The sequence below is a fragment of the Nonomuraea sp. NPDC004186 genome (assembly GCF_053603495.1).
Map to the genome: position 1 here is coordinate 1 of NZ_JBSGFQ010000189.1, position 17286 is coordinate 17286.

General features: G+C 72.3%; 11 protein-coding genes. 5 read left to right on the forward strand and 6 right to left on the reverse strand.

Annotation, left to right across the window (positions count from 1 at the left end):
- On the reverse strand, positions 1-3419 hold a 3419-nt coding region (locus ACWEPL_RS61655; protein WP_452442238.1), incomplete at its 3' end, for a phosphodiester glycosidase family protein.
- Between the two features lie 106 nt (positions 3420-3525).
- Here ACWEPL_RS61655 and ACWEPL_RS61660 point away from each other — a divergent pair.
- On the forward strand, positions 3526-4716 hold the full coding sequence (locus ACWEPL_RS61660; protein ID WP_452442239.1) for a cytochrome P450: 1191 nt from the start codon (positions 3526-3528) through the stop codon (positions 4714-4716).
- Here ACWEPL_RS61660 and ACWEPL_RS61665 read toward each other — a convergent pair.
- The 5 genes from ACWEPL_RS61665 to pulA form a co-directional block, all read right to left on the reverse strand.
- Positions 4636-6780, reverse strand: a complete 2145-nt coding sequence (locus tag ACWEPL_RS61665) for a hypothetical protein (RefSeq protein WP_363974276.1) — start codon at positions 6778-6780, stop codon at positions 4636-4638. The two genes, ACWEPL_RS61660 and ACWEPL_RS61665, sit on opposite strands and share 81 nt — an antisense overlap.
- Before the next feature lie 62 nt (positions 6781-6842).
- Positions 6843-9059: a hypothetical protein gene (locus tag ACWEPL_RS61670; protein ID WP_452442240.1), complete on the reverse strand. Its 2217-nt coding sequence runs from the start codon at positions 9057-9059 to the stop codon at positions 6843-6845.
- Between the two features lie 67 nt (positions 9060-9126).
- The gene (locus ACWEPL_RS61675; protein ID WP_452442241.1) at positions 9127-9849 is read right to left on the reverse strand and encodes a VIT1/CCC1 transporter family protein; all 723 of its coding nucleotides are present in this window, start codon (positions 9847-9849) and stop codon (positions 9127-9129) included.
- A 140-nt stretch (positions 9850-9989) separates the two neighbouring features.
- Positions 9990-10571, reverse strand: coding sequence for a hypothetical protein (locus ACWEPL_RS61680; RefSeq protein ID WP_350727893.1), 582 nt, complete (start codon positions 10569-10571; stop codon positions 9990-9992).
- Between the two features lie 212 nt (positions 10572-10783).
- Positions 10784-13309 (reverse strand): pullulanase-type alpha-1,6-glucosidase, encoded by a 2526-nt coding sequence (gene pulA / locus ACWEPL_RS61685; protein WP_452442242.1) that lies wholly within the window; start codon positions 13307-13309, stop codon positions 10784-10786.
- Between the two features lie 262 nt (positions 13310-13571).
- Here pulA and ACWEPL_RS61690 point away from each other — a divergent pair, with 262 nt between their 5' ends.
- The 4 genes from ACWEPL_RS61690 to ACWEPL_RS61705 form a co-directional block, all read left to right on the forward strand.
- Positions 13572-14855, forward strand: a complete 1284-nt coding sequence (locus tag ACWEPL_RS61690; protein ID WP_363974289.1) for an extracellular solute-binding protein — start codon at positions 13572-13574, stop codon at positions 14853-14855.
- 3 nt (positions 14856-14858) lie between these two features.
- Positions 14859-15845, forward strand: coding sequence for a carbohydrate ABC transporter permease (locus ACWEPL_RS61695; RefSeq protein WP_452442243.1), 987 nt, complete (start codon positions 14859-14861; stop codon positions 15843-15845).
- Positions 15842-16717: a sugar ABC transporter permease gene (locus tag ACWEPL_RS61700; RefSeq protein WP_452442244.1), complete on the forward strand. Its 876-nt coding sequence runs from the start codon at positions 15842-15844 to the stop codon at positions 16715-16717. Before ACWEPL_RS61695 ends, ACWEPL_RS61700 begins: the two co-directional genes overlap by 4 nt.
- A 115-nt stretch (positions 16718-16832) precedes the next feature.
- Positions 16833-17286: MFS transporter (locus tag ACWEPL_RS61705; RefSeq protein ID WP_452442245.1), on the forward strand; the 454-nt coding region annotated here is incomplete at its 3' end.

Genomic DNA, 17286 nt, shown 5'->3' on the forward strand with positions numbered 1-17286 from the left:
CGCGCTGGTGCGGAATCGAGGAAACGATGCGGCTGCTGCTCTTCCTGGCCTTCCTGGTCGTCCCCGTCCTGGAGATCTGGCACCGTGACGGCGACCGTCACCTGCCCCCGCCGCAGTGCCGTCAGCGTCCCCGTCGCGGGGTCGAAGTAGGCCACGTGCCACGGCTTGACGCCGTCACGGCCGCCGACGTACAGGTTGGGCGAGCCGGACCACGCCGCCGAGACCGGGTAGGCCGCGGGGACCGTACGGCTCCCCTGCTTGACGGCCGCCGTCACCGTGCCGGGCGCGCCGATCTCGACGGTCGCGGGGGCGGTGATCACGAGGTCGTCCAGGTGCGGCCGGACCTGCGTGCCGATCCAGTCGGGCGCGTCGGCGAACCAGTTCCGCCGCACGTGCTCGGCCTCGGCCGGCGACACCGGGTCGACACCCCACAGCGACCACCCGGTGAACCCGCCGTCGTCGGCCGCGGTGGCCGGGTTCTTGCCGGAGTTGCCGTTGATGAAGTACGGCACCGCGTCCACGTGCGAGGCGTGGAACGTCCCCACGTGCGCCCCGATGTACGCGGCCCCCTTGCCGGTGGTGCGCTGGAAGTCCGCCAGCCAGCCCTCCACCAGCGCCGCCTCCTTGCGGTCGCCGAGCTGGCTGCCCTTGCCGGGCGTCGGGTCGCGCGGCGGCACGTGGAACAGCACCGCGACCGACCCCACCGACGCGTCGCCGGCGGCCTTGTCCAGCTCGGACCGGAGCATGGCCACCTGGTCGTAGCCGCCGCCGCGCAGGTTCAGTCGCGAGGTGTCCAGGGTGACGAAACGCGTGCCCTTGTGGTCGAAGGTGCTGTACGTGTCGCCGAAGACGGCCTTGAAGTTGTCGATCTTGCCGCCCATGACCTCGTGGTTACCGGGAATGTAGTGATATTCCAGGGTTCCGCCGAGCTCCTCGTCGAGGATCTTCTTCGCCAGCGCGAAGTCCTCCGGCGACGCCTCGTCCACCAGGTCACCGTTGATCAGCAGGAAGTCCGGCTTGGCCGCCTTGATCTCCCGCAGCGTGCGGCGCGCGTTCTTGACGATGTCGCTGTCCGGGTCCCGGGCCACGAACTGCGCGTCCGACATGACCGCGAACCGCCACGGCATCCGGCCCACGTCGGCCTTGACCACCGGGTCGGCGACCTTCGGCGCGGCGGGCGCGGAGATCGACGGCGGCACCTTGGCCACCAGGCCGTCGATGAGGATCTCGTTGGTGTACTTCGCGTCCGCCTTGGTCTCGGCCACGTAGAAGCGCCGCAGCTTGAGCGGGTAGTTCACGCCCGGAGGCACGGCGAACTCGACGTACTTCCATCCGGTCCACGTCATGTACGGCCCGCGCAGGATCTGCGACTGGCCGAGCGCGTCGTAGAACTCCAGGCTCGGCCACTCGCCCTTGCCGGTGGAGTTGATCCAGAGTCCGAAAGCCTGCGGCTGGCCGTCCACCACGATCTGCTGCGGCGGGCTGGCGTACGCGGCCCGGGTCGCGGTCGAGGTGGTGAAGTCGTACGAGAGCTTGAGCCCGCCCCCGCTCTGGCCGGGCGCGGCCGACAGCGAGCCGGTGGCGCGGGCGGCGGCGAACGTCCACTTCGCCGCGTCCTCGAAGTCGGCGACCGGCTTCTCCTCGAACCCGACGGTCACCGGCACCGCCGTACCGATCTTGCCGACCTTGGCGGTGATCAGGCCGGACCCGACGGCCTTCTTGGCCTTGACGGTGAAGTAGCCGTGCTCGGCCGCGGTGACCTCGAACAGGCTCTTGTCGTAGTCGAGCGTGAGGTCGGAGGGCTCGACGGGCGCGGAGTTGCCGTTGCGGTCGTAGCCGACCACGCCGAACGTGGCCACTCCGTCCGCCCCCGCGAGACCGAGCCGGTCGGCGGTGGCGCCGAGCCGCTGGAGCGGCTGCAGGACGGTCAGGTCGATGGTGCCCTTGGCTCCGCCGCGGGAGGCGGTGACGGTGGTCTGGCCGGGCACCAGCGCGTGGAACTTCCCGTCGCGGACGACGCCGTGCACGGCCGGGTTGGCCCGCCACGACGGCGTGCCGGCGGCCGGGCCGTACGTCTCGTCGTATCCGGCGGCGGTCAGCCGCCGGGTGAGGCCGGGGAAGACGCGGTCGGGGCGGCCACCCGCGACCGGGCCGACGCCGGGCGCCTTGGCGGGGTCGCTCGCGGTCTCCAGCCAGAAGCCCTTGAGCTTGCCGCTGCCCTCGGGCGCGTAGAGCGCGAGGCCGTTGGGCACGTGGCGCTCGCCGCCGTCGGAGGGGCTGTTCTCCACCTGGACGTCGGCGGCGCCGGGCTCGCGGGCGAGCATGGTGGAGGAGCCGCCGCCGTCGAGGTTGAGGGCGTTGGCGGCGCCGAGGTCGACCATCATGGCGGCGAGCTCGTTGAGCGTGACGCCGCGGCTGTCGACCTGGCGGCCGTCCACGGTCAGCAGGTACATCTTCCTGCCGTCGGCCGAGAACCCGACGGCGGTGCGGGGGTGCGCGGCGGGGTCGGTGGAGTTCTGCACGACCCCGTCCTTGACCAGCACCCAGTTGCCGCCCACGGCCGCCTTGACCTGGCTGCCGTCCGACGACTTCGGCTGGTACTTGACGTCCACGCGGTCGCCGGCCTTCAGCGCGGACAGGGCGGTGGCCCCGGCGTCGCGGCCCAGCAGGATCGTGGTCCCGGCGGGGATGGGGCCGGTGCCGGCGGACGTGCGTACCTCGGAGACCACCCCGTCCACCAGGACGACCTCGGCGACGGACGTGGCGCCCTCGACGGCGCGGGCCCGGTTGAACGAGCCCCACAGCGGCGTGAACAGCCCGACACCGCCGCTCTTCACGATCTGGTTGAACTGGGTGAGCGCGATGGGCGAGCCGCCGGCCGGGGTGGCGGTGCCCTCGAAGTACATCTTGAGCACGCGGCCGAGGCCGTCGCCGGTGATCGCGACCGCGTTCTCGTGGCCCGTGACGGGCGACTGCACCAGCGAGCCGTCCTGCACGCCGATGCCCTGGGCGGCGCCGGAGTTGTTGATGTCGAAGAAGTCGCCGTTGACGGCCGCGACGGCGTGCGCGCGCCTGGCGGGCCCGGACAGCGGCTCGGTCTTGGACACCTCGCCGGAGTACAGGTAGTCGGCCTTCGCGCCGCCGAGGTCGGCGGTGACCGCGTCCGCGCGCAGCCAGCCGAGCGCGTCGTAGGTGTCGAACGAGGTGAGCGAGATGCCCGGCGCCACCGGCCGGGTCCTCTTGGCCGTCTCAAGCCGCTGCCCGGCATCCTGGGCGAGCAGCGTGGACGGCGGCGGGTAGGACGACGCCTTGAGCGCGTCCTCTACGGGGGGCGCGGGATCGGCCTGCGCCGGGGCCGTGGCCAGGGCGAGGGGGCCTAACGCCAGCACCGACGCTGTGAGGATTCTGAGGGACTGCACGACCGAACTCAATCGCTCGTGGATATAACTTTCAAGACTTAAGAGTGAACTAAAAGAAAATTTCAGATCTTGTCGGCCCTCCCTCAAGGCTTGCAGGATGGTACGCGTGGATCGAGAGGCGCTCTACCGCGACCCGTATCCCGTCTACGCCCGGGCCCGCGCCGCGCCGGGGCTGACCTTCGTCGAGGAGCTGGACGCCTGGCTGGTGGCCCGGCACGCCGACGTGCGCGAGGTGCTGGGGCGCCCGGACGACTTCTCCTCCAAGGGCGCGCTGCGGCCCGACGTGATCCCGGGCCCGCGGGCGTTCGCGGAGCTGGCGGGCGCGCCCGGCGGCGCCCCGGTGGTGCTGAGCACGGACGGCGAGGCGCACGCGCGCTACCGCCGGCCGCTCACCCGCGGCCTGTCCCCGGCCAAGGTGGCGGCGGCGCTGCCGTTCGTCCGGGCGACGGCGGGCGACTTGGTCGCGTCGTTCGCCAAGGCGGGGCACGTGGAGTGGATGTCCGGGTACGCCAGGCCGCTCCCGGCCGCCGTGATCGGCCACCTGCTCGGCCTCGACCCGGCCGACGTGCCCGCCGCGATCCGGGCCGGCAACCGGGCCGAGGACCTGCTGTTCACCCCGATGTCGGAGGACGACCAGGTCGCCGCGGCCCGCGAGGTGGCCGCGCTGCGGCACCTCTTCGCGGCGCACGCGACCAGGTCGAGGACCGCCGAGAGCCTGACCGGCGAGCTGTCGCGCGGCCTGGCCCCGGGCCCCGGCGAGCCGACGCCCGAGCAGCACGACGAGATCGTGGCCAACACCCAGAACGTCATGCTGGCCGGCCACCTGACCACGACCGCCCTGCTCGGCACCGTCGTGCACCGCCTGCTGCGCGAGCGCGGCCAGTGGGAGCTGCTGTGCGAGCGGCCGGAGCTGGCGGGCGCGGCGATCGAGGAGGCGGCCCGGTACGAGGCGCCGGTGCAGGGCTTCCGCCGCACCGTCACCAGGCCGCTGGAGCTCGCGGGGACCGCGCTCGGCGAGGGCGAGACGGTGTTCGTGTCGTTCGGCTCGGCCGGGCGGGACGAGGCGGTGTTCGAGCGGCCGGACGAGTTCGACATCGCGCGGGAGCCGGTGCGGCACCTGTCGTTCGGGCACGGCGTGCACGGCTGCCCGGGCGCGCTGCTGGCCCGCGAGCAGCTCAAGGTCACCCTCGAGCTGCTCGTACGCGAGCTGCCCGGTCTACGTCTCGCCGGCGAGGACGTCGTCATGGCGGCCACGTTCATCCACCGGGCCCCCGAGGAGCTCCACCTCGGCTGGTGAGTCCGGCTCCTCCGCCGAGCGCACACCCGCGTGCAGCACCAGCGGCACGGCCAGCGCGACCGCCATGGACAGCACGGCCGTGCCCGAGTCGTTGACCAGCATGCCGACCACGCCGCTGACCAGCGCCCCGACGAGCCCGGCCCGCAGCATCGGCGCCCGCGCGAACGCCTTCGGCACGATGCCGGCGCTGATCTGCCCGGGCCGCAGCACCGCGAAGATCAGGAACGCCAGGCCGGCCAGCACGATCGGCATGAGGTTCGGGGAGAGCATGGTGTTCAGCATGGCGCCCAGCTTGCGCCCGATCATGGGCAGGAACGTTCCGTCGATCACCTGCCCCACGAACCGCCCCAGGTGGGTCTGCGAGGCGGGCGGGCGCAGGTGGTCGAGCACCGCGATGATCGACACCGCCACCCCGCCCAGCGCGCAGAACGCGGCCAGCTTCAGCACCGACACCCGCTTGCCCGCGACGAGCAGCGCGGTCACCGCGATGCCCGGCACGAACGCGATCACGCCGCCGAAGTCGCTGCCCACGCCGGGCCAGCCGGCCAGCAGCATCGCCACCACGCCGAGCCCCGTCACCCCGGCCACGGCCAGCCGCTTGCGGCCGACGCGGACGAAGTGCTCGGCGGCCACGGCGGTGACCATCAGCACGGCCGTGGCCAGCAGCGCGAACGGGATGTTCGCCAGCCCGTAGTAACGGCCGCCGACCACGGCGGTGTAGCCCATCAGGCTGTTGAACTGCAGCGTCGTCCCGGTCAGCAGGTCGCCCACGAGCACGGCGGCGGTGGTGGCCGCCACGGCCGCGGGCGGGCCCAGCGGGTGGCGCCGCCACGGGCCGCCCAGCGCGACGGCCGCGATGATCGCCGTGCTCGCCAGCACCCCGCCGATCAGCGTCGGCACGGGGTACGGGCTGCGCTCCCACGGCACCAGGTTGACCGCGTACGTGGAGACGGGGATGGCGGCCAGCACGATGGCGGCCACGCCGACCGCGCCCAGCCGCCTGCGCCTGGACAGCAGGAAGTAGGCGAGGGCGTAGAAGGCGACCTGGACGATGGCGAAGGCGGTGAAGAAGACGCCGGTCGTGCCGCGTACGGCGGTGCCCTTGAGGTCGGCCCTGCGCAGGTCGTCGATCGTGGTGCGCTCGCCGAGCTGCCACGGCAGCCCGATCACGGTGGAGGGCGGGGCGATGCCCGCCGCGGTGAGGAGCGTGGGCGTGATGTCGGGCAGCACGACGATGTCCGCGCGCCGGGTGGAGTTGGCCCCCACCGACGGCCCGGCGACCTCACCGCCCGGCGCGGCCACCATGCCCGCGCGCTTCCACATCGCCACGCGCAGGTGCGGCACCGAGCCGTGGTCGCCGATCCCGGCCAGCACGATCTCGGTGTCCGGGGGCAGCTTGTCGAGCGCCGCGCCGACCTTGGCGTCGGCCTCGCGGACCAGGGCGCGCCGCCGCTCCGGCGCGAGCAGCTCGGGCTCCAGCGGCAGCTTGCCGTCCACGATGTACGGCTTCACCAGCACGTCGACGTCCACGGCCAGCATCCGGCAGCGCGACCAGTCGGCCAGCCCGGCGGGCTCGGCGGCGTACAGGTCGACCTTGCCCGTCCGGTCGGCGAGGGCCAGCGCCGCACCTGGCCCGACGGCGGCCGTGCACTGCCCGGCGGCGTGCACGGCGGTCCCGAGCGTGCCCGCGAAGGTCCCGTCGCGCAGCTGCAGCAGCCCGGGGACCTCGGAGACCACGGCCCCGGACCCCTGCACGACCGGCTCGGGCGACATCCCGCATCGGCGCCCGACCGCCGACCGCACGCCCGACGCCACGGTCAGCCACCCGTCGTACGCGCAGGTCACGGTGCCCACGGCCTTGACCGACAGGGACCCGATCCCGCTCTGCCCGGCCAGCCGCCACAGGCGGGGCGTGTCCGCCGGGTCGAGATCGTCCCACATCAGCCCCGGCACCCCGATGAACGCCACCCGCCCTCCGGCGTCCTCCTGCGCCGCCTGGGACGACGCCGCCTGGGCGGGCGGGGCGGCCCACCACAGGGCGGACGACACCAGGAGCAACAGCACCCACCTCACCGACCGACCCCCGCTCTTGTTGGAAACGCCCGAAACCCTACCGGGCCGGGGGCTCAGGCGAAGGGCTTCGCGACGATCAATCGGCTCAGCGTCTCGTCGTACTCCGGGTCGAGCCAGTAGTCCGAGTGCCAGCGGGCCTCCGGCAGGGGCTCGCCGGGGGCGGGCCGGTGCGGGTCCCAGCAGAAGACGTCCACGCCGTTCGGGGCGCCGGGGGCCAGGGGGTCGACGCGGCCGAAGACGGGCCCGCCGATGGGGTCGCTCAGCCGGTAGAGGTTGTACCAGGGGACGGCGTCGCGTACGGCCGACAGCCCGGCGGTGCCGAAGTAGGCGGGGAAGAAGGCGGCGTACAGGCGGCGCAGCGGCGAGCCGTGCGTGAGCATCCTGACCCGGGCCCGCGCCTCGGGGCCGAGCTGCAGCACCAGGGCGGCGGTGATGACGCTCCCCTGGCTGTGCCCGGACAGGACCACCTCGTCCCGCTCCTGCTTGGCCAGCCGGCCCACGCGGTCGATCAGCTCGGGGATGACGCGTTCGGTGTAGCACGGCGGGGCCAGCGGGTGGATGGCGCGGGGCCAGAAGGTGGAGATGTCCCAGAGGATCCCGATCGTCCGGCGCAGCCCGGAGTCGCTGTACGTGCGGCGGCCGAGGAAGACCAGGCCCACGATGACCGCCGCCATGGCCCAGCTGCCGAGGGTGGCGAGCAGCCCCACGATCCCGCCGTCCGGGGTGAACAGGTGGAACTGGTAGATCACGGTCACCGCGGCGAACCCGGCGACGCCGATGCCGGTCAGCACGGCCAGCACGAGCCCGGCGCGGTCGGTCAGGGCGGCGAGCGCCCACTTCTCGGCCACCGCGCCGCCGTCGCGCTCGCCGTAGAGGGGTGTCAGCTCGGGGGTCAGCCGGCCGGCGTCGGACCCGCGGATCGCGTACAGGGTGACGGCCAGGCCGGCGAAACCGACGGCCAGCAGCGGCACCAGCGCGGCCGTCCACCACACCGGGTCGTCGAGGAAGAGCTTCTTGCCGACCGGCTCCGGGGAGGCGGAGGTGCCCGGGACGCCGAAGAACGTGGCGGTCCAGAACAGCAGGCCGAGCCCCAGCACGTTCGCGCTGCCCGCGGCCACCATCAGCACGAACCACGCGGCGATCCCGCCCATCGCCCGGGGCTCGCCGGAAGCGCGGTCCATCCAGGCCAGCACGCAGGTGGCGACCAGGATGAACGCCCCGATCCCGACCGTGAGCGCGAACTGGAACGTCCCCACCCCCACGCCGGGCAGCTGCCGCCCGGGCGCGCCCGGCGCCATCCCGGCCAGCGCCGCCCCGAGGGTGGCCAGGCACACCAGCGGCGCGAGCACGCGCAGCGCCCGGCACGCGAACGTGAGCCAGCCGGGGATCCGCTCGTCAGAGCCGGGGTCCAGCCGCCGGGCGATCCCCGGCAGCACGACCAGCACCACGGCGGCCAGTTCCACGGCCGCGTTCGCGACGGTCAGGGCCAGCCCCAGCGGCGTGCCCGCGAACGGCGCGGCCACGGCGACCCCGATCGAGGCGATCGCGAAGCAGACGTGCACGACCCGCAGCCGCCACACCGGCTCGTCGCCGTGCCACAGGCGCGGCCGGGCCAGCGGCAGCTCGGTGCCGCCGGCGCCGTCGGGCGGCACGGCCGTGCGCTCGTCCCGCTGCCAGGTGCGCCGGGCGATCCACCACAGCAGCGCCACGACCAGCAGCGGGACGAGCGCGGTGACCGCCAGCCGCCGGGACGGCTCGTTGCCCCACAGCGCGCCGAGCCAGTGCACCCACACGGGCGCGGTGTCGTAGGTGCAGGCCCGCCCGGCCGCGGTGCACTGCCAGCCGACGAGGTCCACGCCGGCCCGCGTGACGGCCCCGACGAGGGTGCCGGTCAGCAGCAGGGCGAACAGCCGCTGCGCCGCCTCGGTCACGTGCCGCAGGCCCGTGCCGCGCGCGGGTCTGGGGAGCATGAAGTACGACAGGTTCGCCAGCGCGAACGGCAGCAGGAGCAGCCACAGGGCGATCGTCTTACCGCCGGAGGTGAGGCCGCCCCACGCGTACGCCTCGCGATGGCGGGAGTCCGGCACGTCCGCGTGCTCGCCGTCCGGCGGCCCGTCGGTCCACCAGCGCCGGTAGAACCCGGTGGTGCCGTCGCCCGCGACGATCCAGGGGTGGGGGTGGTTCAGCATGCCCTCGGGGGGTGTGCCGGAGACGCCGTGGACGCGCAGCTCGGTCACTCCCGAGCGGGTCTCGTCGAGGAATCCGTCCATGCCGACATGATCCGCCCAGGGGGCCGTCACGTACAGTCACGAGAATGTCACACGTTCCGGGTGGGGCTCACGAGACGGTGACGCCCAGAAGATGTCCGAGCCCGAACGTCACGGCGGCGGCCCCCGCGCCCAGCGCGAGCTGGCGCAGCCCGCCCAGCCACCACGGCCGCGCGGTCATGCGCGCCACCGCCGCCCCGAACCCGAACAGCGCCAGCACGCTCACGATCATGGCGACCGCCAGCCCGGACGCCCCGAACAGGAACGGCACCAGCGGCACCAGCGCCCCGGCCGCGAACGCTCCGAACGAGGACGCGGCGGCCACGTACGGCGAGGGCAGGTCGTCGACGTCCACGCCCAGCTCCTCCCGAACGTGCACCCGCAGGGCCTGCTCGGGATCGGCCGACAGCCCCTCGGCCACCCTGCGCGCGAGGTCCGCGTCGAGCCCCTTCGCCCGGTACATCGCCGCCAGCTCCGCCTGCTCGCCCTCGGGATTGCGGGCCAGCTCCCGCCGCTCGACGGCGATCTCCGCCCGCATCAGCTCGGTCTGGGACTTCACCGAGGTGTACTCGCCGGCCGCCATGGAGCAGGCACCCGCGATCAGCCCCGCGACCCCGGCCACCACCGCGCCGCGCCCGGCGCCGGCCGCGCCCACGACTCCGGCGATCAGCGCGAGGTTGGACACCAGCCCGTCCATCGCCCCGAAGACGGCGGGCCGCAACCACCCACCGGTGACGTCACGGTGGCTGTGGTGCTTCTCCGGCGAATAAGGATGAGTCAGCTCAATAGTCACGAAAGTGCCTCCATTCCCAATATTTCATCTGGAAATGTAGGCACAAGTCACCAAGATCCGCAACGAAGGAGAGGCTTCCCTGAGCTGCGAAGAAGCCCGATCACGGGCGGCGCCCGGCACCCGGGCGCCGCCGTGAACCGTCAGGCGTGGGCCGGGGCCGGCGTGGTGCGCTCCGGGGTGCGGATGAGGGTCACGCAGTCGTCGATCGCCTCTTCCAGCAGGCGGCGCAGCAGCGCGTCCGGGTCGGCGATGCAGGCCTGGACGATGCCCACCACCGACAGCTGCACCGCGTTCGGCGCCGCGTACCGGCGGAAGCCCTTCTCCGTGATCCGGGCCGCGCGGCTGAAGCGCCTGGCCTGCTCGGCCGCGTGCGGCACCTCCTCCATCGCCCGGCGGCTCCGCTCGCTGAGCTGACCCGACGGGGCTCCTTCGAGCCTGGCGAGCATCTCCTCGGCCGCCAGCACCGACACCGCCAGCGCGAGCTGGCGCTCGGCCGCCGCCACCGGCAGGGCCGTCGTGGCGCAGCGCAGCGCGATGCGGGCGTCCAGCCTCAGGTCGTCACTGGTCAGGCCGATGATGGTCGGGACGAGGTGGACGAGCTGGGCGCGGCTTTCGTCGCTGGTGTTGTCGTTGACCAGGCGGGCGAGTGCGGCCAGCAACGGGTGGGTGCAGGCCGGGTGGTCGCTCCACCGCTCTCCGGCCAGGTAGGAGGCCAGTTCCATGAAGCAGGCACCGCGTTTCGGATTGCGATGTCTGCCGCGGGACAGGACCGGCATGTGATCAAGGTGATTGTCCACGGGTGCTCCACTGCTCCACGCGATCGCCGTCCATCCAGTTTGCGCTGTCGCGATCGCCAACGCCAGTGATGTATGTTCTTCGTCCTGAATGTTCCCCCTACCCGAGCCGTCCCACCTCTATCCCGGGTGGGTTTTGGCTATCCCGGGTGGGTTTTGGCGACAAACACCGCCACCGTGCGGGCCGGGACCGTGAGCGTGCCGGTGTCCGGGTCGAAGGTGGACTCCCGGACGACGGGATCCCCGGAGGCGGCCTGCACGGGGTGCAGCGTCACCGATCCCTTGGACCGCCCCGCCAATTGCTCCATCGGCTGGGCCTGCGTGGCCGGGGTGGCGTTGAAGACCACGGTGACCGAGGACCAGCGCGGGTCCAGCCCGGACGTGTCCACGTGCATCGCGATCACGCCGTCCGCCGCGTCGGCGAACGTCAGCCGCTCGCACACCTCGGATCCCAGCGCGAACGCCGGCGACGAGGCCCGGATCCGCAGCAGCTCCCCGAACCGGGCCCGGCACTCGCCGATCGCCGCACATCCGGGGAGCAGGGCCGGGTCCGCCAGCAGCGGCCCGGCGTAGGGCCATCTGGGCTCGTTGTCGGCCCTGGGCGGCAGCCCGCCGCCGAACCCGTTGCCCAGCGAGCAGTCCCACAGCAGCCGGTTGAACCAGTCGCCGGAGTCGAAGGAGTTGCGGTCGAGGGACTTCGAGCGCAGCCGCTCGCTGCCCGCGTGCACGAACGCCGTGCCCTGCGCCAGCAGCACGGTGGCCAGCGACAGCACCTGCATGCGCACCCGGTCGGCCATCGGCGTCGGCTGCGGCAGCTTGTACACCAGCGCGTCGAACAGCGTCTCGTTGTCGTGCGCGTCCACGTACGACACCGTCTCGCCCGGCTCGGCCGCGTACCCGGCGGGTGCGCCGTTGTAGTCGATCTCCGAGCCCTTCTTCCCGGAGGGCAGCACGTAGTCGCGCAGGTTCCCGGCCAGCCCGAGCTTGATCAGGTCGGTGTAGCCGGCCAGCCGGGCCCGCTGCTGCTCGGCCGTGCCGTTGACCGGGGCGCCGTTCGGCGCGCCCGCCAGGCCCGAGCCGAACCCCTGCACGCGCGGGTCGGCCTCGAACGGGGTGCCGCCGCGCACCGCGTCACGCAGCCGGTCGGTGAACGTGCCGATGCCGGTCCCGGCCAGGTTGGCCTGCGTGGCCTGCTCGAACCTGGCCCCGTCGGCCACCTCGCCGAAGTTCCAGCCCTCGCCGTAAAGGATGATCGACCTGCCGTCCACACCGTCCCCGTCCACGGTCAGCTCGTCGAGGGCGCGGCGGACGGCGAGGAGGTTGGCCTTCGGGTGGTGGCCCATGAGGTCGAAGCGGAAGCCGTCGATCTTGTACTGGCGGGCCCAGGTGACGACCGAGTCGACCACCAGCCGGCCCATCATCGTGTGCTCGGGCGCGGTGTTGGGGCAGCACGTGGAGTCGGCGACCGCGCCGTCCGCCAGCAGGCGGTGGTAGTAGCCGGGCACGATCGGGTCGAGCACGCCGGTGGAGTGGGTGTGGTTGTAGACCACGTCCATCACCACGCGCAGCCCGGCCCCGTTGAGCGCGGCGACCATGGCGCGGAACTCCTTGATCCGCTCGTCGGGATCCGTCGCGTACGAGCCCTCGGGCACGGTGTAGTGCAGCGGGTCGTACCCCCAGTTGAAGGAGTCGGTCGCGGCCGTGCGCGCCACGCACTCCTGCTGCCGCCGCGAGTCGGGCGGCAACGCGGCGAAGTCACAGTCGGGCTCGGTCCTGTCGGCCCTGCGCTCGGGCACCGTGGCGAAGTCGAACACCGGCAGCAGGTGCACGTGCGTCAGCCCGTCCTCCGCCAGCGCCCGCAGCTCCCGCATCCCGGCGGAGTCGAGGCCGAAGGCCGCGTACGTGCCGCGCAGCCCGGCCGGGACGGTGGCGTCGGAGGCCGAGAAGTCGCGCACGTGCAGCTCGTAGATCGTCGCCCGGTGCTGGGGGACGGCCGGGGGCTTGGCGAGCCGGTCCCAGCCGGGCGGCTTGAGCGCGGGGCCGTCGAGGTCGACGAGCCTGCTGCGCCCGCCGTCCGGGGTCACGGCCAGGCCGTACGGGTCCGTGACCTCGTTCGTGCCCGAGTGGTGCGTGACCAGGAACGTGTACTCGCGGCCCCACCAGGCCGGCAGCCCGCGGATCGACCAGACGCCGGTCTCGTCGTCGCGCCGCATCGGGTGCACGCTCTGGCCGCGCCCGTGGGTGGGGCCGTACAGGGCCAGCTCGACCTTGCGGGCGGTCGGCGCCCACAGCGACAGCCTCGGGACCGCCCGTCCCCTGGGGCCGAGCGGCGCGGTGGCGGCCCCGGCGTAGAGGTCGTCGAGCACGCCGGGGAGCTGCACGCCCGTCGCCGCCGCGAGCTCGCCCGAGCCGTCCCGCGCCACGGCCAGGACCCGCTCGCGCAGCGCCTCGCGGACGAGGCCGGCGTCGCGCGGGTCCACCTTCAGCGCGGTGTACGACGCCAGGTGCGGCCACGTGCTCCGCTGATCGTCGCTCAGCGTCCCGGGCGACAGCCGGATGACCCGCTCGGCGCCGCACGCCAGGCTGTGATCGAACGACGGGTCGACCTGCCACGCCACCGTGTCGCGGTCGATCCAGTGGGCCCTCGCCTCGCCCTCGCGGATCACGACGCTTTGCAACCCTTTCTGGAAATTTCTGAAACCGCTGGGACCGCTCCCTGACCGGAGGGCCGGCGGACGCGCGGCGGGCAGGGCTCCACCATAGGAGATCACCTGCGAAAACGTCGGGGAACACGCGGTCCGGCGGCCGATCCGCCAGATCCGTGGATCAAGGTAACAACTTGCAAAACCTTACGTACCCATCTTTCAAGGAGCGTCACCTCGGCGTAACGTCCGGCGTGTTCCCCCTCGGAAAGATGAGGAGAAGGACATGCGACGACTCTTACCCGCCGCAGCGGTCGTTGCGGCACTCGCCTTGGCGGTCTCCGCCTGCGGCGGTGGGACCCCGGCACCCCCGACCGCGACCGTCTCCGATCCGTCGAAGGTCAGCGGCGAGATCACGTGGTGGGACACGACGCGGCCGGACAGCGAGGGGCCGACGTTCCAGGCGTTGATCAAGGCATTCGAGGCGAAATATCCGCAGGTCAAGGTCAAGTACGTGAACGTGCCCTCCGACCAGGCCCAGGGGCAGTTCCAGACCGCCGCGCAGGCGGGGGCGGGGGCGCCGGACGTGATCCGCTCGGAGGTGGCCTGGACCTCGCAGTTCGCGTCGCTGGGCTACCTGCAGCCGCTGGACGGCACGCGGGCGGTCGACAACGAGGCCGACTTCCTGCCGGGGCCGCTGAGCAGCACCAAGTACAACGGCAAGACCTACGCCGTGCCGCAGGTCACCGACACCCTCGCGCTGCTCTACAACAAGCGGCTGCTGAAGGAGGCGGGGCACGAGGAGGCGCCGAAGACGATCGCCGAGCTGAAGCAGACCGCGCTCGACGTCAAGGCCAAGACCGGCGCCGAGGGGCTGGCGCTCAACGTCGACTCCTACTTCCTGCTGCCGTTCATCTACGGCGAGGGCGGCGACCTCCTCGACGTGGCCAACAAGAAGATCGTGGTGAACTCGCCGGCGAACGTGCGGGCGATCCAGACCGTGGCCGACCTGATCAGCTCGGGCGCCGCGCCCAAGCCCGCCACCACGGAGAGCTACGCCAACGCGATGACCGCCCTCAAGGAGGGCAAGGCGGCGATGATCTACAACGGGCCGTGGTCGTTGTCGGAGATCTACCAGGGCAAGGAGTTCAAGGACAAGACGAACCTGGGCATCGCGCCGGTCCCGGCCGGCTCGGTCAAGGCCGGGGCGCCGACGGGCGGGTGGAACCTGGCGATCTACGCGGGCTCGAAGAACATCCCGGCCGCCTACGAGTTCGTCCGCTTCATGACCACGGTGGAGGCCCAGGCGAAGATCGCCAAGGAGATCAGCCTGCTGCCGACCCGTACCTCCGCCTATGCCAACCCCGACGTGCAGGGCAACTCCGACGTCGTGGTCTTCAAGCCGATCATGGACACCGCCGTGCCCCGACCCTGGATCCCCGAGGGCGGGCAGCTGTTCCAGCCGCTGCTGGAGGGCTACCAGGCGCTCGTCGGCGGCAAGTCCGCGCCCGCGGACCTGCTCAAGAAGGTCGACGAGCAGTACCGCGGGATCATGAAGGACTGGAGCTGACCGGTGGCGGTCTCGACCGGACGGGTGGCGGCCGCGGGCGAGGGGGCTCGCGGCCGCCACGACAGGCCAGGGCGGTTACGGCGCGCGCTGTCGGCCCACTGGTACGCGTGGGCGATGATCGCGCCGGTGGTGGTCGTGATGGCGGTGCTGATCGGCTGGCCGCTGGCGCGCGGGGTGTACCTGTCGCTGACGGACGCCACCGAGGCGAACATCGGCCGGACCATCGGGGTGAACGTCATCCCGGCCACCTATGAGTTCGTCGGCCTGGACAACTACCTGCGGATCCTGACCTCCGGCCTGTTCTGGGACAAGCTCGCCTGGACCGTCGTGTGGACGGTGGTCTGCGTGGGCCTGCACTACGGCATCGGCCTCGGCCTGGCCGTGATGCTCAACCGCCGGCTGCGCTTCCGCTCCGTCTACCGCGTGCTGCTGATCCTGCCCTGGGCGGTGCCCGCCTTCGTGGCCGCCTTCGTCTGGCGCTACCTGTACAACAGCGACTACGGCGTGATCAACGGCATGCTGAAGGCGGCCGGGCTGCCCGCGGTGGGCTGGCTGGACGACCCGACCACGGCCAAGATCGCGGTGATCGTGGTGAACGTGTGGATCGGGGTGCCGTTCATGATGGTCGCCATGCTCGGCGGCCTGCAGTCGATCCCGGCCGAGCTGTACGAGGCGGCCGAGGTGGACGGGGCGAACGCGTGGCAGCGGTTCCGGGCGATCACGCTCCCGAGGCTGCGCCAGGTGTCGTCCACGGTGGTCCTGCTCGGCACGATCTGGACGTTCAACATGTTCCCGATCATCTTCCTGGTGACGCGGGGCGGCCCCGGCAGCGAGACCGAGATCCTTGTCACCTACGCCTTCCGCGAGGCCTTCACCGGCGTGCGCGACTACGCGGGCTCGGCCGCCTGGGGCGTGATCATCCTCCTCATGCTGGTGGTGCTGGCGGTCGGCTACCGCCGCACGTTGCGTAGTCAAGGAGATCCCTGGTGAGCACGACGACGCGCGGGCACGGTCGAGGGCGCGGTCGAGGGCGCGGCGAGCGCGGCCCGCTGGCCTCGACCGGCCTGCACGCGGGCCTGCTGCTCGCCGTGGCCGTCTCGCTGTTCCCGGTCGTGTGGCTGGTGCTGACCTCGCTCAAGCCGCGCGACAGCTGGCTGTCGGCGGAGCTGCGGCTCTTCGACCACTCCTCGCTCGACAACTACGTCCGCGTGCTGACCGCGACCGAGTTCCCGCGGTGGCTGCTCAACAGCGTGCTCACCGCCGGTCTGACCATGCTGGCCGGGGTGTTCCTGGCGGCGACCACCGGGTACGCCGTCAGCCGGTTCCGCTTCCCCGGGCACCGCTCGGTCATGTGGCTGCTGCTGATCACCCAGATGTTCCCGGTCGCCATCCTCATCGTGCCGCTCTACAACCTGATGGCCGGGCTCGGGCTGCTCAACCAGATCCCCGGGCTGGTGATCGCGTACATGACGATCTCCGTGCCGTTCTGCGCCTGGATGATGAAGAGCTACTTCGACACCGTGCCGGTGGAGATCGACCAGGCGGCGATGGTGGACGGGCTGACCCCGTTCGGCACGTTCTGGCGGGTGGTGCTGCCGCTGGCGCGGCCGGGGATCGCGGTGACCGCGTTCTACTGCTTCATGACCGCCTGGGGCGAGGTCGGCTACGCCACCGTGTTCATGTCCCAGGAGGACAAGCGCACCCTGGGGGTCGGGTTGCAGCAGTTCGTCGGCCAGCACTGGTCCGACTGGGGGCTGATGACCGCCTCGGCCGTGCTCATCGCCATCCCGGCCGGCGCCGTCTTCCTCCTCGTCCAGCGCCACCTCATCACCGGCCTCACGGCCGGCGCGACGAAGTCCTGAGGGTGGCCTGATTCTTTCGCATAGTGGCTCACCGGCCACTGGTGAGAGTCAGGCAGCGCTGGCAATAATTGCAGACGCCGCATAAAGGCGGACGCACTGCAATGGAGGATTTGACATGCCTGTCGGGCTTCTCGCCCTGGCACTCGGGGGCTTCGGCATCGGGCTCACCGAGTTCGGGATCATCGGTCTGCTGCCCGAGGTCGCGGCGGACTTCGGCGTCACCGAGCCGGTCGCCGGATATCTGGTCTCGGGTTACGCGCTGAGCGTGGCGGTCGGCGCCATCGCGCTCACCGCGGCCATCGCCCGGTTCGACCGCAAGAAGGTGCTGCTGGCGCTGATGGTGCTGTTCGTCGCGGGCAACCTGATCTCCGCGATCGCGCCGGTCTACCCGGTGCTGATGGCGGGCCGGGTCGTGGCGGCGCTGTGCCACGGCGCGTTCTTCGGCGTCGGCTCGGTGGTCGCCGCCGACATGGTCGCGCCGAACCGGCGGGCGGGCGCCATCGCGCTGATGTTCGGCGGGCTGACCGCGGCCAACGTGCTCGGGGTCCCGCTGGGTACGCTGCTCGGCC